Genomic DNA, 20,357 nt, shown 5'->3' with positions numbered 1-20,357 from the left:
TCAGGGAGGAGACGAGGTGGCGAACGCGCAGACCGGCCGCACCACGCCGAACCGCAAGCCGCGCCTCGATCGCGACACGATCGTGGCCGCGGCGCTCGAGCTCGCCTCCGTACCCGGGGTGGGGAGCGTCTCGTTCCGCGACCTCGGAACCCACCTCGGCGTCGACCCCACGGCCGTCTATCGTCACTTCCGCAACAAGGACGAGCTGATGGGGGCACTGTTCGATCACCTCACCGAGCTCGGGCTGCAGGAGATCGACGTTCCGCCCGAGCAGTGGCAGGAGCGGCTGCGCCAGCTCGCGCTGAAGACGCGCGAGGCGCTCAGCCACTACCCCGCGGTGGGCGCGGAGGCGATGCTGCTGACCACCAACGGCAGGGCCGAGCACCGCGCGATGGAGATCATCCTCGACGCGTTCTCGCGCGCCGGACTCGAGGGCGACGATCTGGTGCGCCACTACGCGCTCTTCGCGATGCAGACGCTGTCGGGCAGCGCGAACGCGGCACGCGCCCGCGCTCAGCACCCCGGCGAGTCCGACACGCTGTGGCTCGACGCGCCGCTCCTCGTCGATCCGCGCGAGTTCCCGCTCGTCGCCGAGAACGGTGCCCGACTGGCCGAGATCCGCGACCAGGCGCTCTACCTCGCCGCCATCGACATGGTCATCGCCTCGGCCGAGCGCACCGCCGCCCGGGGCTGACGCCGACCTCGTCCCCCCTTCCCGCTCCCTGCGGTTGTGCGGGCGTTTGCACGCCTGCATGCCGAGCCGACCGTGCATGTGCCCGCACAGCCGTGCGGCCGGGTGGGGCCCGGGCCGGGTGGGGGCCGGTAGGGCGGGGCCACCCGGGGCTGACGCCGTCCTCGTCCCGCCCCCCGCGGTTGTGCGGGCGGTTGCGCGCCCGCATGCCGAGCCGGGCGTGCAATTGCCCGCACAACCGAACGGCCGGGCCGGGCGGGGCAGGAAGGGCGGGAACGGCCGGGCCGGGCGGGGCCGGAAGGGCGGGAACGGCCGGGCCGGGCGGGGCAGGGAAGGGCGGGGAAGGGCAGGATGGAGGCGTGAGCATCCCCCTCGACGCCGACGCCGTGCTGTGGTCCGCCGCCCCCGACGTCCGCGCCGGGCGGCCGCTGCTGGTGCTCCTCCACGGCTACGGCGCGGACGAGCGCGACCTGTTCGGGCTCACGCCGTACCTCCCGCCCCAGTTCGCCGTCGCCGCCGTCCGCGCACCGCTCGCACCTCCTTTCCCCGCGCCCGGCTACTCCTGGTACCCGATCGAAGGGCTCGAGAACCGCGATCCCGCGCACGTCACGGCCGCCGCGACGAGGCTGATCGAATGGGTCGATGCCGCGGCATCCGATCACCCGTCCATCGGGCTGCTCGGCTTCTCGCAAGGCGCGGCCGTCGCACTGCAGGCGCTGCGCCTCGACCCGGCGCGGTTCGGCTTCGCCGTGAACCTGTCGGGCTACGTCACGCCCGGAGACCTGCCCGGCGATGCCGCTCTCGCCGAGCGGCGGCCCCCCATGTTCTGGGGCCGCGGGACGAACGACGACGTGATCCCCGGATTCCTCGTCGACCACACGACCGCGTGGCTGCCAGGGCACGTCGACCTCAGCGGACGCGTCTACCCCGGCCTCACCCACAGCGTGTCGGAGCAGGAGCTCGCCGACGTGCGGGTGTTCCTCGACAAGCGTCTCGCCGACCTCGACGACTGACGAGTTCCCAGGCGGTCAGGAGCGGCATCCGCTATCGTGGGTCCTGCCTCTGTCCCGAGTGTGAGGAAATCCGTTGAAGCTTCTCGACGCGACCGCGCTGTAATCGCGCCGCTTCGTCGACCCTTCGACGTGCTGGCGCTTCTGATTCCGCGCTGACCGTCGATCCTGCCGCTTCATCCTCGGCTCCGGCATGCCTGCCGGCCGTTGCGCGGCTTCCGCGTGTCAGTGCATGACCGCTCCAGGAGGCCTCATGCCCGCCCACACGTCCACCCCGTCCGTCGTGCTCGACCGCGTCTCGTTCGCGTGGCCCGACGGCACCATCGCTCTCGACCGCGTGACCGGCTCGTTCGGCGCCGGCCGCACCGGGCTCGTCGGCCGCAACGGCTCCGGCAAGTCGACGCTGCTGCGCCTCATCGCCGGCGAGCTCACCCCCGACGGCGGCCAGCTCGGAAGGACCGCGGATGCCGCGTACCTCCCGCAGCGGCTGACGCTCGACATCCATCGACCCGTCGCCGACCTGCTCGGCGTCGGCACCGTGCTGCGCGCGCTGCGCGCGATCGAGTCCGGCGACCCCGACCCGAACCACTTCGACGTGGTCGGCAGCGACTGGGACGTCGAGGCGCGCGCGCACGCGGCGCTGGCCGAGGCCGGACTCTCCCCGAGCATGCTCGGACGCACCGTCGGGGGGCTTTCCGGCGGCGAGGCCGTGCTCACGGCGATCGCCGGCATCCGCCTGCGCGGTGCGCCGATCGCGCTGCTCGACGAGCCGACGAACAACCTCGACCGGGAGGCCCGCGCACGCCTGCACGACATGGTCCGATCGTGGCGGGGAGCGCTCGTCGTGGTGAGTCACGACATCGCGCTGCTTGAGCTCATGGACGACACCGCCGAGCTGTACGACCACGAGCTCGCGACCTTCGGAGGCTCTTACTCCGAGTGGCGCGCGTGGCTGGATGCCGAGCAGGACGCGGCCCGGCAGTCCGAACGCGCGGCCGCGCAGGCGGTGCGCCGAGAGAAGCGCGAGCGGATCGCTGCAGAGACGACGCTCTCGCACCGGGCCGCCATGGGACGCAAGGCGCAGATGGAGAAGCGGGTGCCGGGGATCGTCGCGGGCGGACGGAAGATGGCCGCCCAGGTCTCGGCCGGCAAGCTCCGCGGCGAGAAGGCGGACCGCGAGGCCGCTGCGCGCGCGGCGCTCGACGCCGCCGAGCGCCGGGTCCGCGACGACGACACGGTGAAGATCGACCTGCCCGACCCCGGCGTGCCCGCCGGCCGCCGCATCGCGACGATCGGCGACGGTGAGCGGTCGTGGATCATCCAGGGGCCTGAGCGGGTCGCGCTGATCGGGCCGAACGGCGCCGGCAAGACGACGCTGCTCGAGGTGCTGCTCGGGCGGGGCACCGGGGGCGGCCGCGGCCGGGCGGACGATGTCGAGAAATCAGGAGACTCGCCGTCGGACTGGCCCGCCACGGCGCTCGAACGCCCGATTCTCCTCGATTCTCGACGCACCGAGCTGCACACCGACCGGGTCGGATCCGGTCTCGCAGCGGCCGCAGTCGGTATCGGAGCCTATGCTGTCGAGAAATCAGGAGACTCGCCGTCGGACGGGCCCGCCACGGCGCTCGAACGCCCGATTCTCCTCGATTCTCGACGCCTCGAGCTGCACACCGACCGGGTCGGGTACCTGCCCCAGCGGGTGGACGGCCTCGATGAGACGGCATCGGTGCTCGAGAACGTGCGGGCGGCGGCTCCGGCCGTGCCGGTGCCCGAGCTGCGCAATCGGCTCGCCCGGTTCCTCATCCGAGGAGCGGCGGTGGACCGGCCAGTCTCGACGCTGTCGGGCGGCGAGCGGTTCCGGGTCGCGCTGGCCCGGCTGCTGCTGGCCGACCCGCCGCCACAGCTGCTGGTGTTCGACGAGCCGACGAACAATCTCGACCTCGACACGGTCGGGCAGTTCGTCGACGCTCTGGCGGCCTACCGCGGGGCGGTGCTCGTCGTGAGCCACGACGACGCGTTCCTCGAGCGCATCGGCGTGAGCCTCACCCTCGAGCTCGGTCGCGACGGCACGCTGACCGAGCGGTGACCCCGGCGCGGCACCGGCTCGTCCGCGGGCCGGTGCCGCGCTTCGTCATTCGAATCCGGATGCCGCGGCCGCAGCCACGGCGACGGCGAACCGTCGCTGCGCGTCGGTGTCGTCGATGCGCACCCAGAGGTCGATCCGGTTCACGCCGTCGGTGAGGATGTAGTCGCGCCCGCGATAGTCGTCCTGTCCGCCCTCATAGGCAGTGACTCCGGGGACGCCGAAGTCAACGTTCGTGGCACCTTCCGCGGCGAGCGTCTCGCCCAGGCCGGGCCAGATGGTGACCGACATACCCTGACCGCCGTCGGATGTGAGGTAGCAGTGGGCCTGACGCGAACCCCCCAGTGCCATCACATACCCGGTCGGCGGGCGGTCGGCGTCCCAGCCGGAGGCCCGACCGACGATCGGCACGCCCAGTTGCGCGCCGATCGCGTCTCCCACTTCTTCGCACGCCAGCGTCGGGAACCACGCTGTGCGATCGCGCGTCCAGGGGTCGTCGACTGCGGCTGAGTAGTTCTCGATGGCGAGCTGACCCAGCGCCTCTCCCCACCCGTCGACGTCTCCACGAGTCGTTCCCTCCGGGACGACGAGAGTGAGCGCGACCCACGCGATGTCGTCGCCACCCTGCCAGGCGCAGTACGAGCCACCCGTGCACTCGTCGAAGAAATTCGCGGCGAGTTCCTCTGGGAAGACCGCGCCGTCGAGCCCGACACGGGGGATGAAGGCGAGGATCACCGCGTTGCCGTTCGCATCACGCCACTCGCACTCCAGTCCGCCGACGTTCGCGATCGACTCGTCAAGCGTCCGCGGTCTTGGCACGACGGTCGTACCGAGCGCCTCCGCGATGTCCTCCGGAGTGAGCGCGTTCGCGCAGTCGCCGCCGAAGGCGACGGGCGGCATCTCGGCCGGTCCGATCACGACCGGCTCGATGGTCGGCGTGGGCTCGGCCGGCGAGGACGCGGCGGGGGTCTCCACCGGCGCGGGAGTCGCACAGCCGGTCATCGTCAGGATGACGGCGACGAGCACGGGCAGAGCTGCCGCGAGGGACGAGCGTCGCATCGGGTCTCCTTCGGATGGGTGGCGGTTCATTCGAATCCGGATGCTGCGGCCGCCGCGACCGCGAGGGCGAGCTCCTCCGGAGAGTTCAGCGCCGACGCGGAGGCCGAGAGGCGGACCGTGTTCACACCGTCACTGAGCACGTACCACTCGGTTCCGCCGCCTTCGTCTCCACCGAGGCTCATCGAGATGCCCGGAACGCCCGAATCGACCGGCGTCATCGTGGTCGACGAGTCGGAGACGTCGCCTACCCCGGCCCGCGTGGTCATCCGCACGATCTCCGCACCCTCGGGCGATGTGAGCGTGCATTGCGTTTCTCGGCTCGCCTCCCGCGCCATCTCGGGCCCGGGCCCACCCCGAAAGCCGTCGACCTCCCCGACGAGGAGAGCGTCACCTGCCTGAGCATTGACGGCCGCGGCGATCTGGGCGCAGTCGAACACGGGCCACCAGCCGCTGCGATCGCGAGTCCACGGTTCCGCCGCTGTCGCCGTGTGATTCTCGGCGACCCGTCGCCCGAGCTCCTCGCCCCAGACGTCGGCTTGTTCGCGAGTGACACCCGGCGTAGCGAAGTAGACGCTGGTCCAGAGGGCGTCTCCGCTCTGGTACCACCCACAGCCCGGGGCAACGCGATCGCACTCCTCGAAGTAGTCCTCTACGTGCGGAAACCTCGTGCCATCAAGCCCAGCTTGCGGGATCGTGTCCAGGTATACCTCGCTGTCGCCTCCCGCCCAGCTGCACTCCAGACCGCCGACGTTCGCGACGACATTGTCGGTGACAGGATTATCTTCGACCCCGTCCTGCAGCGCGAACTCGATACCGGTCACCTCGAAGAGATCGTCGGTCGTCAGCACTTTCGCGCAGTCGCCGCCGAAGGCGACCGGCGGCATCTCGGCCGGTCCGATCACGACCGGCTCGATGGTCGGTGTGGGCTCGGCCGGCGAGGACGCGGCGGGGGTCTCCACCGGCGCGGGAGTCGCGCAGCCGGTGAGCACGAGGCCCAGGGCGGCAAGGCCGATCCCGAGTGCGGCGAATGGCGAGCGTCGCATGATCCTCCTCGAATGGATGCGTTGAGAAAATGTATCCGTGCGCCGGGCGCGGCACGGCATCCGCTTTCCAACGATTCGGCAACGGACCCCTCCCGCGCCCGCCGCGAGAGGAGGAGGATGTCGCCATGAGCCGACTCGTACGACCCAGGGAGGGTCGCCTCCTCGCGGGGGTCTGCGCCGGGATCGCGGCGCGCTTCTCGACGAGCGTCACGGCGGTGCGCATCCTGACGCTGATCGGCCTGGTGTTCTTCGGACTCTCGTTCTGGATCTACCTCGTGCTGTGGATCCTCCTGCCGGACGAGGTCTGAGCGCCGCCGCGTTCCGTGTGAAGCCCGCCCGGATGTCGCCGGCAGCGACCAAGATGGTGGGATGAGCGACGTGCTCGAGCGGTTCGGTCCTGCCACGCAGGACTGGTTCCGCGGTGCCTTCGCAGCGCCGACCAACGCCCAGATCGGGGCGTGGGACGCGATCTCGCACGGCAAGCACGCGCTTGTGGTCGCCCCGACGGGTTCGGGCAAGACGCTCTCCGCCTTCCTGTGGGCCATCGACCGGGTGTTCCGCGAGAAGCAGGTCGAGTCGCAGCCGGCGAAGAAAAGGCGGGCGGATGCCGGGTCCTCCCCTACTCGCATCCTCTACATCTCTCCGCTCAAGGCGCTGGGCGTCGACGTCGAGCGCAACCTGCGCTCACCGCTGGTCGGCATCGGCCAGTCGGCACGGCGCCTCGGCGTCTCAGTGCCGGAGGTGTCGGTGGGCGTGCGATCGGGCGACACGACCTCGAGCGACCGGCGCAAGCTCGTGACGGCGCCGCCCGACATCCTCATCACGACGCCCGAGTCGCTGTACCTCATGCTCACGAGCGCCGCGGGCGAGACCCTCGCGAACGTGCACACGGTGATCATCGACGAGGTGCACGCGGTCGCCGCCACCAAGCGCGGGGCCCACCTCGCGGTCAGCCTCGAGCGGCTCGACGCCCTGCTCGAGCGCCCTGCGCAGCGCATCGGACTGTCGGCCACGGTGCGTCCGATCGACGAGGTCGCCCGGTTCTTGGGCGGCGCGGCGCCGGTGGAGATCGTGGCGCCCAAGGCGACGAAGGCGTTCGACATGCGCGTGGTCGTGCCGATCGACGACATGCTCAACCCACCCCCTCCGCCGGGCACCGAACCCTCGACTCCGGCCGAGGCCGGCCGGGCCACCGATCCCGAGACCGGCGAGGTCATCGACGAGGACTGGTTCGCCGACGGCCAGTCGAGGCGAGCATCAGGATCCGGTGAGACGGAGGTCACCGGCTCGGTCTGGCCGCACGTCGAGGAGGCGATCGTCGATCGCATCCTGCAGCAGCGGTCCACGATCGTGTTCTGCAACTCCCGGCGCCTCGCCGAGCGGCTCACCGGCAGGTTGAACGAGATCTACTCCGAGCGCCTCGGGCTCGACCTGCCTGAGCCGAAGGTCCCTGCCGCCATGCTGGCCCAGGCGGGCGCGACCGCCGGCGCCGACCCGGTGCTCGCGAAGGCGCATCACGGGTCGGTGTCGAAGGAGCAGCGGGCGCAGGTCGAGGAGGAGCTGAAGTCCGGCGTGCTCCGCTGCGTCGTGGCGACGTCGAGCCTCGAGCTCGGCATCGACATGGGTGCGGTCGACCTCGTGATCCAGGTCGAGGCGCCGCCGAGCGCGGCATCCGGCCTGCAGCGCATCGGGCGCGCCGGCCACCAGGTCGGCGAGGTCAGCCGCGCGGCCCTCTTCCCCAAGCACCGCGGCGACGTCCTGCACACCGCCATCGTCACCGAGCGGATGCTGGCGGGCCAGATCGAGGCCATCTCGATCCCGCAGAACCCGCTCGACATCCTGGCGCAGCAGACCGTCGCGGCGTGCGCGCTCGTGCCGCTCGACGTCGAGGGCTGGTACGAGACGCTCAAGCGCAGTGCACCGTTCCGGGCGCTCCCCCGCTCGGCGTACGAGGCGACACTCGACCTGCTGGCCGGGCGCTACCCGTCCGACGAGTTCGCCGAGCTGCGACCGCGGCTGGTGTGGGATCGCGACCACGGCACCCTCACCGGACGTCCGGGCTCGCAGCGCATCGCGGTCACGAGCGGCGGCACGATCCCCGACCGCGGACTGTTCGGGGTGTTCGTGGCCGGCGAGTCGCAGAACGCCCGCGTGGGCGAACTCGACGAGGAGATGGTCTACGAGTCGCGCGTCAACGATGTCTTCACCCTCGGCACGACGAGCTGGCGCATCGTCGAGATCACGCACGACCGCGTCAACGTGGTGCCCGCGTTCGGCCAGCCGGGCAAGGTGCCGTTCTGGCACGGCGACGGCATCGGACGACCCGCCGAGCTCGGCGAGGCCCTCGGCAAGTTCTCGCGCGAGGTGTCGACCGCCCCGCCCGACAAGGCGGAGGCGCGCCTGCGCGAGGCCGGACTCGACGACTACGCCCAGGTCAACCTGCTGGCCTACCTGGCCGAGCAGCGCGAGGCGACGGGCACGCTCCCGACCGACCGCCAGCTCACGGTCGAGCGCGGCCGAGACGAAGTGGGCGACTGGCGCGTCATCCTTCATTCCCCCTACGGCATGCAGGTCCACGCGCCGTGGGCGCTGGCCGTGAACGCCCGCATCCGGGAACGCCTCGGAGTCGAGGGCGCCGCTGTGGCGAGCGACGACGGGATCATCGCGCGGATTCCGGATGCCGCGGCCGACCCTCCCGGCGCGGACCTGTTCGTGTTCGATCCCGACGAGCTCGAGCAGATCGTGACCGAGGAGGTGGGCGGCTCGGCCCTGTTCGCCTCGCGTTTCCGGGAGTGCGCGGCGCGCGCCCTCCTGATGCCGCGACGCAATCCCGGTCGGCGCAGTCCGCTCTGGCAGCAGCGCCAGCGATCTGCCCAGCTGCTCGAAGTGGCACGGCGTCACCCGGCGTTCCCGATCATCCTCGAGACGCTCCGAGAGGTGCTGCAGGACGTCTACGACGTGCCGTCCCTGCTGCGCATCGCCCGCAGCATCGGGGATCGCCGCATCCGTCTCATCGAGACCGAGCCCGCTCAGCCCTCGCCCTTCGCGCGCGACCTGCTGTTCGGATATGTCGGCGCGTTCATGTACGAAGGCGACTCCCCGCTCGCCGAGCGTCGCGCCGCGGCGCTGTCGGTCGACCCCGCCCTGCTGTCCGAGCTTCTCGGCAAGATCGAGATGCGCGAGCTGCTCGATCCCGACGTCATCGCGCAGTTCGAGCGCGAGGCGCAGCGCCTCGATCCCGAACGACGCGCACGCGGAATCGAGGGCGTCGCCGACCTGCTGCGCATCCTGGGCCCACTGGACGCCGCCGAGGTGGCGGTGCGACTCCAGGCCGCCGACTCGGCCGGCGCCGCGGACGCGACGGCGGCCGAGGACGAGGCGGCCACTCTCCTGGACGCCCTCGTCACCGCCCGACGGGCGATCGCGGTCACCATCGCCGGCACGCGGCGGTTCGCCGTCGTCGAAGACGCCGGCCGCCTGCGCGATGCGATCGGCGTGGCGCTTCCTGTCGGCATCCCGACGGCGTTCCTCGAGCCGCTGGCCGATCCGCTGGGCGACCTCGTGGCGCGATACGCCCGCACGCATGGCCCCTTCACGGCGGATGCCGCAGCCCAGCGACTCGGCATCGGCGTCGCCGTCGCCCGGCTGACCTTGCAGCGGCTCGAGTCGCAGGGTCGCATCGCGAGCGGCTTCTTCCTTCCGGCGAGCGCCGCGACGGCCGGCGACGACACGGAGTGGTGCGACGCCGAAGTGCTCCGGCGCCTGCGGATGCGCTCGCTCGCCGCGATCCGCGGCAGCGTCGAGCCCGTGCCGCAGGACGCATTCGCCCGATTCCTGCCCACGTGGCAGCACATCACGCGGCCGCTCGAAGGAGTCGACGGGGTCGCTGCCGTGGTGGAGCAGCTCGCGGGCGTCCCGATTCCGGCGAGCGCGTGGGAGTCGCTGATCCTGCCGGCGCGGATCGCCGACTACACGCCCGCGATGCTCGACGAACTCACCTCGAGCGGAGAGGTCGCGTGGTCCGGACACGGCAGCCTCGCCGGCCGCGACGGGTGGATCGCGTTCCATCCCGCCGATACCCTCCCGCTCACCCTCACCACGGCCGACGACGAGATCGCACCCGATTCGCTCGACGCCCGGCTCCTCGAAGCCCTCGCCGCCGGCGGCGGATTCTTCGCCTCCCAGCTGCGGGCACTGACGGATGCCGAGAACGAGCAGTCCGTGATCGAGGCGCTGTGGCGACTCACGTGGTCCGGCCGGGTGACCAACGACACGTTCGCCCCGGTGCGCACGCTCGTCGGCGGCGGGTCCCAGTCGCACCGCGTCGCGCGCAAGGCACCGCGCACACGGCTCTACCGCGGGGCCGCGGTGCGGACGGTCGCGGCATCCGTTCCTCCCCGTCCCCCGGCTCTCGGTGGCCGGTGGTCGCTGCTCCCGGCGCCCGAGCCCGACGCCTCTCTGCGCGCGACTGCCGCGGCGAGCCTGCTTCTCGACCGCTACGGCGTCGTCACGCGCGGTTCGGTGCAGGCCGAAGGGCTTCCGGGCGGCTTCGCGCAGGCCTACCGGGTGCTCGCCGGCTTCGAGGAGGCAGGGCACTGCCGCCGCGGGTACGTCGTCGAGAAGCTCGGAGCGGCGCAGTTCGCGGCATCCGCCACCGTCGACCGCATCCGCGAGTTCGCCGGGCTCCCCGACCCGCCGCCGCTCCGTGCGGTCACCCTCGCGGCGACCGACCCCGCCAACCCCTATGGCGCTGCGCTCGCGTGGCCGGCGCTCGACGGCGTCGGGCATCGGCCGGGTCGCAAGGCCGGCGCACTCGTGGTCATCGTCGACGGTGCACTCGTGCTCTACCTCGAGCGCGGGGGCAAGACGGCGCTCGCGTTCACCGGCGACGAGTCCGCGATCGCCGCGGCGACACGAGACCTCGCGACGACCGCACGCGCACGGCGCCTCGACACGCTCACGATCGAGCAGGTCAATGGTGCGTTCGTGCACGGCACCGGCTGGGGCCGTGCACTCCGCGACGCCGGCTTCGTCGAGTCGCCGCGCGGTCTGACGCTGCGCCGACTGACGGCGGGCGACGCCGAGCGCGCGGCCCGTCAGGCCGCGGGACCGACGCGTGCCTGAGGGCGACACCGTCTTCCGCACCGCGCGGCGCCTGAACGAGGCGCTCGCCGGGGCCACGGTCACGCGGTTCGAGCTGCGGGTCCCCCAGCTCGCCACGACAGATCTGCGCGGGCAGACCGTGCACGATGTCGTCGCGCGCGGCAAGCATCTGCTGCACCGCATCGGCGACATGACGCTCCACACCCACCTCAAGATGGAGGGCGAGTGGCACGTCTACCGTCGCGGCGACCGCTGGCGCAACGCGGCGTTCAAGGCGCGCGCAGTGATCGGCGCGACTGCTCCGGACGGCACCGAGTGGGAGACGGTGGGCTTCGACCTCGCCGAGATCAAGCTCGTTCCGACCAGCGACGAGGATGAGCTCGTCGGCTACCTCGGGCCCGACCCGCTGTCTGATGTGTGGGATCCCGCCGAGGCCGCGCGACGACTCGGCGCCGACCCGCGCGCCGTGCATGTCGCGATCCAGGACCAGCGCAACATCGCGGGCTTCGGCAACGAGTACGCGAACGAGATCCTCTTCGTGCGCGGTGTGCTCCCGACCACGCCCGCAGAGCAGACGGATGCCGCGGCCCTCGTCGACCTCGGGGCCCGCATGATCCGCGCCAACCGCGACCGGTCGGGCCGCACCTTCACCGGCGACGCCCGCCCCGGACAGTCCACCTGGGTGTACCGGCGGGAGGGGCGGCCGTGCCGTCGCTGCGGGACCCTCATCCGTGGCGGATCCCTCGGCGCCGACCCGACGAAGGAGCGCATCGTGTTCTGGTGCCCGCGCTGTCAGGCCGACGCTGCCTGACTCGAGGAGGAAAAACATGCTGGCGTTTTTCCGCTTCTGTCTCTATGCTCGAACGATCGAGGACCACGAGGGGGCAGAGATGACGGGAACGGACAGCGGACGCCAGGACTCCGACACGAGGGTGCGACGTCGAGCGCGACGTTTGAGGGGCCTGCGGATCGCGGCGGGCGCACTCGCCGTGACGATGGGCCTGGCGCTCGGCACGGCAGGTCCGGCGAGCGCTCGCAACTTGAACGGCTGGGTGTGGTCGCACAGCGCGGGGCAGACCCAGCTCTACACGGTTCTCGGTGACACCAGCACCTACATGTCGAGGGCGAGAGTGCAGCACCTGCACGGGATCGGCCCCACCACCACGTACTGCGGCGCGCAGGCGAAGGTCTCCGGCACTCTGACCTCAGGGGCGAGGTGGAGCCGCATATTCGGCTACCAGTCCGGCTGCTGGTTCGTGATGGTCGACGAGGTCACCTATCCCGGTGCGTACTTCCGAGCCGGCTCAGCGTTCTCCGGCCAGGCCTATCACGACGGCGCCTGGTCACCCGGCACCGTGACCGTCCGCCCCTAGGCATCGATCCAGACGATGACGAAGACCTTCCCCGGCCTGGCCGGCCTCGCGATACTCGCCGTGCTCCTCGCCGGATGCGCGGCGCAGGGTACGGACAGCGCGCATGACACGCTCGACCTCGACGCCCTCCTGGAGGAGACGACCGACTTCCAGCGCGAGATCGTCGAGGACGGCGTCGTGACGGCGGCAGAGTTCGAGCGTGCGCTCCTGGCGCGTCGTGAGTGCGTCGCCGATGTCGGCGCCACACCCGGCGACATCTACACGGGGAGCAACGGCGAACTCACCTTCGACTACGACATCACCGCCGAGAGCGACGACGAGGCGCTCGCCATCCAGCGCGACGCCGATGCATGCCTGCAGGACTACTTCGCCGACGTGGGCACGGTCTGGGCCTATCAGCGACTGCTTTCGCCGGCCGAGCGCGAAGAGATGCGCCCGAAAGCGCTCGCGTGCCTGGATGCCGCGGGCCTGACGGAGTTGCCGGAGGAGGCGACGCTCGCCGAGATGGCGGCCGCGATTCGGGACGATGGTGAGATCTCGCCGGCGGAGCGGGACTGCCTGGTCCAGTACGGCTCCCTGTTCGCCACCTACGTCGAAGATCCGGAACCCGCCCACACCGACGAATGAGCAAGCGGACCAGCGGTGGCCGCGCGCGCGGCGATCTGCTCGCGTGGTCACTCATCGCCGTCTTCTTCGCCGTCCCCCTCGGCACGACGATCGCGGGAGCCGCGATGCTCGCGGCCGACCAGGCACAGGGCCCTCCTGCCCCCGAGCCGGTCTTCGCGCACATCGCGCGCAGGGACTTCGTCGACGCCCAGACAGTGTCCATCACACTCGCGTGGTCCGACGGCATCGCGCTCAAGGCGCCGGCCTGGGGTGGCCTCATCACCGAATCGGGCGTGAAGCCGGGGGACGTCGTCCGCTCAGGAACGCGAATCGTGCGCGTCGACGGAGTGTGGCGCGTCGCAGCCTCGACGCCGGCCCCCTACTACGCGCCCGTGAGCCAGGGGAGCTCGCCCGGGGACGTGAAGAGCGTGAACGCACTCCTTCGCGACATGGGATTCGACGCGCCGGGCGACTCGTGGTCATGGAGTACGTCCGTCGCCCTCCGGGAGTTCGCGCGCGGTATCGGTGTTCCGGATGCCGATGCCGTGTCCGCCATGGATCCCGCCTGGCTGGTGTGGTCCCCTACGGCCGAGATCGTGGTCGCCGCACTGCCGCTGACGGTGGGGACGGGTGCGCCGGGACAGGGAGAGGACGTTCTGCTCGGTCCGCCGCGGTTGGCGAGCGTGAGCGTCGCGGCGGAGGACGGCGCCACCCTCCCTGACGTGGACGCGGAGGGAGAGTGGATCCTTCGCGTCGCGGGAGAGTCGATGCCCTATCGCTCGCCGGAGATGACCGACGATCTCGCGGGGTCCGGCATCGAGCGCGCGCTGGCCGCGTCCCGTCCTTCGGAAGCGGAGGGCCTCGTGGAGCGCGCCGAGACGATCGAAGGCTGGCAGGTGCCGGTGAGCGCCGTGCACACCGACGCCGCGGGTGCGCACTGCGTCTTCCGCCGAGACGAATCGGACGCCGGATACCGCGCGGTCCGTGTGGACGTTCAGCGCGGCACGATCGGCACCGCTCGCGTGGACGGCCCGCTGCGGCCTCACGACGAGATCCTCGTCAATCCGTCCGCTGTGGCAGGAGATGCCGAGTGCGGCTGACGGCGGGCAACGTCGGATTCTCCTACCCGGGAAGTCGCGAACGGCTGTTCATCGGCGTCGAGGGCACCTGGCCTTCCGGAACGATGAGCGCGCTGATGGGCCCGTCCGGCTCGGGGAAGTCGACCCTGCTCGACCTCCTCGGCGGTCTCCGGCAACCCGATGAGGGCGCGGTGACGTGCTACGACGGCGATGAGAGAGTGGTGGCGCCGGCGCTCCACCGGCAGGCGTGCACCTGGGTCCTGCAGAGCAACATCGTGCTCGCGCAGCGGACGGTGATCGACAACGTCATGATCAGCGCATTGGTCGCAGGCGAGACCCCGGCGAAGGCTCGTCACGAGGCGCACGAGACGCTCGCGCGCTTCGGGCTCGGGGGCAGGGAAGAGAGAGTGGTCAACTCGCTCTCCGGCGGTGAGCAGCAGCGAGTCACGATCGCGCGATGCCTCCTCTCGCCGGCCGAGATCGTCCTCGCGGATGAACCGACGGGCAACCTCGATGCGCGCAACACCTCCCTGGTGATCGATTGCCTGCGCATCGCGGCGACGGCCGGCAAGACCGTGATCGTCGCCACACACGATCACGCGGTCATGGCGGCCTGCGATAGGGCACTGGATCTCTCGGAGGCCCGGTGATCGCCGCCGGTCGGCTCCGTGTCGCGCTGCGGGAGTCGCTCCGGACGACCGCCGCGCGCCCCTGGCGCTTCGCGCTCGGTGTCGCGATCGGCGGCCTGATCATGGCGGCGCCGGCCACCTTCGAGGTGACGGCGCTGGACAGCGTGACCGACGTGCTCGCAGACGAAGAGACCCGCGGGGCCTACGTGCTCATCGTCGAGAGCGAGGAGGGAGCCCTCGACGGTCGCGACTGCTCCGCAGTCGCCGGGCAGCAGGGCGTGGTCGCCGCGGGCGGGATGACGGCGCCGAAGGTCGTCTCGGTCGGCGAACCGGCGCTGACGACAGCACGCAGCGCGGAAGCCACTGCGGGCTACTTCGAGATCGTGTGGGGTCGAGAGCCTCGATCCAGCGAGCCGGCCGTCATCGTGGGCAGTGAGCTCGGTCGAGAGCTGAGTGTCGCAGATGGCGCGCAGATCACCCTCGGCGGCGATCAGCGCTTCGCCGCGTCCTCCGCCTCGGCGAGCGCGCGCGAGGACCCGCGTGGGCGCTGGCTCACGATTCCGGCGGCCCATCTGCAGAGTGTGCAGCAGTGCTGGGTCGAAGCGTCGCCGGAGAGCCTGGCCCCCGTGCGCGCATCGCTTCCCGCGCTGTTCCCTGACGCACAGGCTCTGTCGGTGACAGTGATGAGAGACGGTGCCCTCAGCGAGGCGGCGATCACGGGCTGGGTGAATCGGCCGGGTCGATGGCTGCATCTCGTGTGCGGCGCGGTGGCGGGCGCGATCGTCGGAACGCTTCTCTCGCCTCGTCGGGCGGAGTACGCGCTGTACCGGCTCCTCGGCTTGTCGCGACCCACCGTCTTGGTGATCGCGATCGTCGAAGCGATGCTCCTCGTGCAGCTCGCGCTCGTGCTGGGCGGTCTGATCTGCGCAGCCGTCGTTCCCGCCCTCGCCCCGCTCGCGCCGGCCGACATCCTCTCGAGCCTTCTGGTGCAGATCGCCATGACGGGAGCGGCCGCCGCAGCGGTGGCCGGGTTGACCTGCGTCCTGCTGACCTCGGGCAACCCCGCGCAGACGATCCGCAGTCACCGGTGACCGGCGTGCACGCGGCAGAGAGCGCGCGACGGACGATCTGTCGGCCTCCACCCCCTCGGGCCACGAGCCTCTTGCGTGTCCCCACCGAAACCCCGCGGTTTCCTGACCGTTACACAACTCCGGACGATCTGTCGCGCGGGCGCCTTCCGCGCCGCTAATCGTCCGGTTCGCCGAGTGGCACGTTGCGGGGCTGGACCGCCCGATATTGAATACCCACACCAGCCCACCCGGCCGCGCAACGTCGCGAGGCCCGCTTGCAGAGGACCTCACCAGGTGACCACGGCGACTGACGCAGAGACGGCCCCGGCGAACACACCCGCCCACACCGAAGGCCGCGGCGCGGTCGTCCTGGATGCCGTCACCAAGCGGTACGGCGATCAGGTCGCCGTCGACGCCCTCTCGCTGACCATCCAGCCGGGCGAATTCATCTCCCTCCTCGGTCCCTCCGGCTGCGGCAAGACCACGACCCTGCGCATGATCGCCGGGTTCGAGCAGCCGGACGAGGGCGACATCAGGGTGTCGGGAACCTCTGTCCGGGGCGTTCCGCCCTACCGCCGCGACGTGAACACCGTGTTCCAGGCCTACGCCCTCTTCCCGCACCTCTCGGTCGCCGAGAACGTGGCCTATGGCCTGCAGCAGCGGCGGACGCCGAAGTCCGAGATCCGCGAGAAGGTCACGCAGGCGCTCGATCTGGTGCAGATGCGCCGTTTCGGCGACCGCAAGTCGACGCAGCTCTCGGGCGGGCAGCAGCAGCGCATCGCGCTCGCGCGCGCCCTCGTCAACCGTCCCGCGGTGCTCCTGCTCGACGAGCCGCTCGGCGCACTCGACCGGCAGCTGCGCGAGGAGATGCAGCTGGAGCTCAAGCTCCTGCAGTCGCGGCTCAGCATCACCTTCGTCTTCGTCACCCACGATCAGGGCGAGGCCCTCTCGATGAGCGATCGCATCGCGATCATGCGCGCGGGCCGCATCGAGCAGCTCGCCGACGCCGACACCGTCTACGCGCGCCCCGCGTCGGCGTACGTCGCCGCGTTCGTCGGTCAGCAGAACTTCTTCCGCGGCGCGGTCACCGAATCCGGCGCGGCCGTCGACTCTGCGCACGCGCTCGTCCGCGGCGCCGAGGCGAAACTGCAGGCGGCGACGCAGGGCGAGGCCGCCGTGCGTCCCGAGTACATCCGGATCGACGCCGACACCGGCGCGGCCCTCCCCGACGTCAACGCGACCCGCGGCCACCTCATCGGCGTCTCGCACCTCGGCGACACGATGCAGTACCTCGTGCAGCTCGGCGAAGACCAGAGCCTCATCGTGCGGCGCCCGACACCCGACGCCCCAGCCCTGCAGGTCGGCGACGCCGTCGTATGCACGTGGGCCGCGCACCATGTGCTGCTCTTCCCCGCAGACGAGGCCGCCCAGGAGGGCGGCTACGTCGCGCCGCCGACCGCCGCCTAGACCACGCACCACGCACCACCGCAGCATCCGCCTTCACCGGCTCCCCGACCCGAAACCAGGAGACCCCCGATGACCGAATCCCGAAACCCGATCCGGATCCTCGCGCCCGAGGCATCGACTCCGGCCATCGTCCGCGAACTCACCCGACGCCGCTTCCTCAGCATCGCCGCGATCGCCGGCTCGGCCGCGGCCCTCGCGGCGTGCGCGCCGGGCGGCGGTGGGTCGCCGGCGCCCCAGGCGACCGGTGGCGAGCTCGAGGACAGCCTGTCGGTCTACACGTGGGCCGAGTACGACGCGCCCGAGGTCGTCGAGGCGTTCACCGCCGAGCTCGGTCCCAAGGTCACGCTCGACTCCTACGGATCGAACGAGGAGCTCATCGCCAAGCTCGTCGCCGCGAAGGGCACCTCCGGCTACGACATCGTCGTGCCGACGGGTGTGTTCATCCCGCAGATGATCGAGCAGGGACTGCTGGAGAAGCTCAACAAAGATCTGCTCCCGAACATCTCGAACATGGACCCGGCCTTCCTCGGGCGCGCGTGGGACCCGAACAACGACTACTCGATCTGCAAGGCCTGGGGAACGACGGGCTACGTCTACGACAAGAACGTGATCACCCGCGAGCTGACGACGTGGTCCGACTACTTCGACGCGGCCCAGAACGAGGCCAGCGGCAAGACCGCGATGTCCGACGACCCGGCGGGCGTGGTCGGATGCTACTTCTGGGCCAACGACATGGACTGGAACACCGACGACCCCGACGAGCTCGAAGAAGCGCGGGCCTTCCTCGTCGAGAAGATCGCCCCTCACGTGGCGGCGTTCGACTCCGCGGCGGGCGCCAACACGATCCCCCAGGGCACTCACGCGCTGCTCATGGCCTGGAACGGCGACGCGCGCCTCGGCATCCAGGAGTCGTCCGAGCCCGACCGCTGGCAGTGGGTGCTCCCCGGCCCGCAGACCGAGCTCTGGATGGACAATTGGGCGATCGCGACCGGCTCCGCCCACCCCGAGGCCGCTCATGCCTTCATCAACTTCGCCATGGTCCCCGAGAACCAGCTGCTGAACCTCGAGTGGGTCGGCTACAACGTGGGCGGCAAGGACATGGAGAGTGCCGCCGAGGCCGCCGAGGTCGAGCGGCTCGACATGATCTTCTTCACACCCGAGCAGCTCGAGACCATGCACGAGCAGGTCATGAACGACTCACTGAGCACGCGCGTCGAGATCTACAACGAGGTGAAGGCTGCCGCCGGTGCGTAATCGCGCCACCGGCGCGGTGGGACCCGCGCTGGCCGTCCCGGCCTGGGTGTGGCTCCTCATCTTCTTCGTCGCGCCGGTAGCGATGGTCGTGTGGTTCAGCTTCGGCTACAAGCCGGGCGTGTTCGGGACCCACGCGAACGACATCCTCTCGCTCGACAGGTACTTCGAGGCGATCTCGCCCACGTTCCTCGCGACGTTCCAGAACACGCTGTGGGTCGGGCTCATCGGTACGGTGCTGTGCTTCCTCATCGGCGCGCCGGTCGCGTACTGGATGGCGTTCAAGGTGCCTGCGTCGCGCCGTGGCATCCTCATCGCCCTCGTCCTCGTGCCCTTCTGGACCAACTTCCTCGTCCGCACGATCGGTTGGCAGGTGATCCTCGCCCCTGAGGGGTGGCTGTCGAGCCTGCTACAGGGGATCGGCGTCCTCGACGGGCCCCTCGAGCTGCTGTACACCCGCACCGCCGTCATCATCGGTGTCGTCTACAACTACCTGCCGCTGATGATCCTGCCCCTGTTCGTGGCCTTCGACCGGGTCGGCCCCGCACTGCGCGAGGCCTCCAAGGACCTCGGCGCGGGCAAGCTCGTGACCTTCTTCCGCGTCACGCTGCCGCTGTCGCAGCCGGGCATCGTGGCCGGCGTGCTGCTGGTGTTCATCCCGCTCATGGGCGACTACATCACCGCGACGGTCCTCGGCGGCGCGAAGGGCAACATGATCGGCCAACTCGTCGCGGGGCAGTTCCAGACCGCGCAGAACTGGGCGCTCGGATCGGCGATGGCCGTGCTGCTGATGCTCATGATCATGATCACCGTCGCGGTGTGCGCCCTGCTCCTGTGGCTCGTCGCGATGCCGTTCCGTGCCCGCAACCGGCTGGTCCTCGGACCCGCCACGGAATCCGCTGAGACGGATGCTGCACCCGCAGCCGCACTGGAGGCGACCTCGTGACCGCGCAGACTCAGACCGAGACGATCCTGCAGGCCCAGGCTCGAGACGGCCGTCGGGGTTCCTCGCCGCGGCGTCGCGCGCGCAAGCCGTGGTCGGATGTCGCGTTCGGCGTGTGGGGTGTGCTGGTCATGCTCTTCCTGTTCCTGCCGATCATCGTGATCGTCGTGCACTCCTTCAACACCGGGCGCCTGCTCGCGGTGTGGGACGGGTTCGGCTTCGACGCCTTCGGGACGATCCTGACGAAGCCGGCGATCCAGAACGCGGTGCGCGTGTCGCTCATCACGGCGTTCATCGCCGCGATCATCGCGACGGCGCTCGGGACACTCGCCGGCATCGCGATGGCACGCCACCCCGGCAAGTGGGTGTGGTGGTTCCTGGGTCTGCTGCTCCTCGTGTCGGTGACGCCCGAGATCGTCGACGCGGTCGCGCTGCTGCCGTTCATGGTGTTCCTCGGACAAGACCTCGGCATCACCATGTTCAACGACGGCATCGTGCGCCTGTCCGTCGGCTCGTCGCTGTTCGCGACGGCGGTGGTGTCGTACATCGTCCGCGCCAGGCTGGTGGGTCAGGACGCGCGCCTGGAGGAAGCATCCGCCGACCTCTACGCGAAGCCCTTCACGACCTTCCGACGGATCACGCTCGCGCTGGCGATGCCCGCGGTGCTCGCCGGGTTCCTGCTCGCCTTCACGCTGAGCCTCGACAACACGATCGTCGCCGCGTTCGTGCAGGTGTCGGGTACGACCCCGTGGCCGGTGTACGTGCTCAGCGCGCTGCGCACAGGTCTTCGGCCCGAGATCGCGGCCGTGTCGACGATCATGCTCCTGCTCACGCTCGTCGCCCTCGCGCTCGTCGCGCTGGTGCTCAAGCGCGCCGGAGACTCCGCGACGCAGATCGCCCGCACGATGACCGGCGGCTGACAGGCGCATCGTTCGCACCGCGGCCGAGCC

At 70.8% G+C, this 20,357-nt stretch carries 17 protein-coding genes; 15 read left to right on the top strand and 2 right to left on the bottom strand.

The features are described from left to right. Nucleotides 1–16: 16 nt before the first annotated feature. The 3 genes from ASD93_RS00495 (at nucleotide 17) to ASD93_RS00485 (ending at nucleotide 3,787) form a co-directional block, all read left to right on the top strand. Complete coding sequence (locus tag ASD93_RS00495) at nucleotides 17–694, top strand: TetR/AcrR family transcriptional regulator (protein WP_162253375.1); 678 nt, start codon at nucleotides 17–19, stop codon at nucleotides 692–694. Between the two features lie 356 nt (nucleotides 695–1,050). Next, nucleotides 1,051–1,704, top strand: coding sequence for an alpha/beta hydrolase (locus ASD93_RS00490; RefSeq protein ID WP_056117560.1), 654 nt, complete (start codon nucleotides 1,051–1,053; stop codon nucleotides 1,702–1,704). A 250-nt stretch (nucleotides 1,705–1,954) separates the two neighbouring features. After that, entirely contained in the window at nucleotides 1,955–3,787 is a 1,833-nt protein-coding gene (locus ASD93_RS00485) for an ABC-F family ATP-binding cassette domain-containing protein (protein ID WP_056117559.1), read from the top strand. A gap of 45 nt (nucleotides 3,788–3,832) precedes the next feature. Here the strand turns inward: ASD93_RS00485 and ASD93_RS00480 are convergent, their stop codons facing one another. Then, the gene (locus ASD93_RS00480) at nucleotides 3,833–4,843 is read right to left on the bottom strand and encodes a hypothetical protein (protein WP_056117557.1); all 1,011 of its coding nucleotides are present in this window, start codon (nucleotides 4,841–4,843) and stop codon (nucleotides 3,833–3,835) included. Between the two features lie 26 nt (nucleotides 4,844–4,869). Then, nucleotides 4,870–5,886 (bottom strand): hypothetical protein, encoded by a 1,017-nt coding sequence (locus tag ASD93_RS00475; protein ID WP_056117555.1) that lies wholly within the window; start codon nucleotides 5,884–5,886, stop codon nucleotides 4,870–4,872. A 125-nt stretch (nucleotides 5,887–6,011) separates the two neighbouring features. Between ASD93_RS00475 and ASD93_RS00470 the strand changes: the two genes are divergently transcribed. The 12 genes from ASD93_RS00470 to ASD93_RS00415 all read left to right on the top strand — a co-directional run bounded on the left by ASD93_RS00470 (nucleotide 6,012) and on the right by ASD93_RS00415 (nucleotide 20,327). Beyond that, entirely contained in the window at nucleotides 6,012–6,194 is a 183-nt protein-coding gene (locus ASD93_RS00470) for a PspC domain-containing protein (RefSeq protein WP_056117552.1), read from the top strand. A 61-nt stretch (nucleotides 6,195–6,255) separates the two neighbouring features. Continuing rightward, nucleotides 6,256–11,010 carry a DNA glycosylase AlkZ-like family protein gene (locus tag ASD93_RS00465; RefSeq protein WP_056117550.1) on the top strand — a complete coding sequence of 1,585 codons (4,755 nt, stop codon included), beginning with the start codon at nucleotides 6,256–6,258 and terminating at the stop codon, nucleotides 11,008–11,010. Continuing rightward, the gene (locus ASD93_RS00460; RefSeq protein WP_056117548.1) at nucleotides 11,003–11,800 is read left to right on the top strand and encodes a DNA-formamidopyrimidine glycosylase family protein; all 798 of its coding nucleotides are present in this window, start codon (nucleotides 11,003–11,005) and stop codon (nucleotides 11,798–11,800) included. Before ASD93_RS00465 ends, ASD93_RS00460 begins: the two co-directional genes overlap by 8 nt. Nucleotides 11,801–11,879: 79 nt before the next feature. Continuing rightward, entirely contained in the window at nucleotides 11,880–12,362 is a 483-nt protein-coding gene (locus tag ASD93_RS00455) for a hypothetical protein (protein WP_157536827.1), read from the top strand. A 15-nt stretch (nucleotides 12,363–12,377) separates the two neighbouring features. Continuing rightward, nucleotides 12,378–12,989 carry a hypothetical protein gene (locus ASD93_RS00450; protein ID WP_056117544.1) on the top strand — a complete coding sequence of 204 codons (612 nt, stop codon included), beginning with the start codon at nucleotides 12,378–12,380 and terminating at the stop codon, nucleotides 12,987–12,989. After that, nucleotides 12,986–14,068 carry a hypothetical protein gene (locus ASD93_RS00445; protein ID WP_056117541.1) on the top strand — a complete coding sequence of 361 codons (1,083 nt, stop codon included), beginning with the start codon at nucleotides 12,986–12,988 and terminating at the stop codon, nucleotides 14,066–14,068. The genes ASD93_RS00450 and ASD93_RS00445 overlap by 4 nt, the downstream gene beginning before the upstream one ends. Then, nucleotides 14,059–14,697, top strand: coding sequence for an ABC transporter ATP-binding protein (locus ASD93_RS00440; RefSeq protein ID WP_056117539.1), 639 nt, complete (start codon nucleotides 14,059–14,061; stop codon nucleotides 14,695–14,697). Before ASD93_RS00445 ends, ASD93_RS00440 begins: the two co-directional genes overlap by 10 nt. Then, complete coding sequence (locus tag ASD93_RS00435) at nucleotides 14,694–15,767, top strand: ABC transporter permease (RefSeq protein ID WP_056117537.1); 1,074 nt, start codon at nucleotides 14,694–14,696, stop codon at nucleotides 15,765–15,767. The genes ASD93_RS00440 and ASD93_RS00435 overlap by 4 nt, the downstream gene beginning before the upstream one ends. Nucleotides 15,768–16,040: 273 nt before the next feature. Next, a complete protein-coding gene (locus ASD93_RS00430) occupies nucleotides 16,041–17,213 on the top strand; it encodes an ABC transporter ATP-binding protein (protein WP_056117535.1) in 1,173 nt (390 codons plus the stop codon). 69 nt (nucleotides 17,214–17,282) lie between these two features. Then, nucleotides 17,283–18,467, top strand: coding sequence for a spermidine/putrescine ABC transporter substrate-binding protein (locus tag ASD93_RS00425; RefSeq protein WP_056117533.1), 1,185 nt, complete (start codon nucleotides 17,283–17,285; stop codon nucleotides 18,465–18,467). Further along, nucleotides 18,460–19,410 (top strand): ABC transporter permease, encoded by a 951-nt coding sequence (locus ASD93_RS00420; RefSeq protein WP_056117531.1) that lies wholly within the window; start codon nucleotides 18,460–18,462, stop codon nucleotides 19,408–19,410. Before ASD93_RS00425 ends, ASD93_RS00420 begins: the two co-directional genes overlap by 8 nt. Beyond that, the gene (locus ASD93_RS00415) at nucleotides 19,407–20,327 is read left to right on the top strand and encodes an ABC transporter permease (RefSeq protein WP_200950562.1); all 921 of its coding nucleotides are present in this window, start codon (nucleotides 19,407–19,409) and stop codon (nucleotides 20,325–20,327) included. Before ASD93_RS00420 ends, ASD93_RS00415 begins: the two co-directional genes overlap by 4 nt. Nucleotides 20,328–20,357: the final 30 nt, after the last annotated feature.

Origin of the sequence: Microbacterium sp. Root180 (assembly GCF_001428485.1) — a bacterium.
Lineage (GTDB): Bacteria > Actinomycetota > Actinomycetes > Actinomycetales > Microbacteriaceae > Microbacterium.
The sequence above is the reverse complement of the archived record's forward strand: the minus strand, read 5'-3'. Positions and strand labels throughout refer to the sequence as shown.

Bases quoted from the DNA above. Each gene is read 5' to 3' on its own strand.
- ASD93_RS00485 (WP_056117559.1), top strand. From the start codon at position 1,955: ATGCCCGCCCACACGTCCACCCCGTCCGTCGTGCTCGACCGCGTCTCG.
- ASD93_RS00425 (WP_056117533.1), top strand. From the start codon at position 17,283: ATGACCGAATCCCGAAACCCGATCCGGATCCTCGCGCCCGAGGCATCG.
- ASD93_RS00450 (WP_056117544.1), top strand. From the start codon at position 12,378: ATGACGAAGACCTTCCCCGGCCTGGCCGGCCTCGCGATACTCGCCGTG.
- ASD93_RS00480 (WP_056117557.1), bottom strand. From the start codon at position 4,843: ATGCGACGCTCGTCCCTCGCGGCAGCTCTGCCCGTGCTCGTCGCCGTC.
- ASD93_RS00445 (WP_056117541.1), top strand. From the start codon at position 12,986: ATGAGCAAGCGGACCAGCGGTGGCCGCGCGCGCGGCGATCTGCTCGCG.
- ASD93_RS00465 (WP_056117550.1), top strand. From the start codon at position 6,256: ATGAGCGACGTGCTCGAGCGGTTCGGTCCTGCCACGCAGGACTGGTTC.
- ASD93_RS00455 (WP_157536827.1), top strand. From the start codon at position 11,880: ATGACGGGAACGGACAGCGGACGCCAGGACTCCGACACGAGGGTGCGA.
- ASD93_RS00475 (WP_056117555.1), bottom strand. From the start codon at position 5,886: ATGCGACGCTCGCCATTCGCCGCACTCGGGATCGGCCTTGCCGCCCTG.
- ASD93_RS00470 (WP_056117552.1), top strand. From the start codon at position 6,012: ATGAGCCGACTCGTACGACCCAGGGAGGGTCGCCTCCTCGCGGGGGTC.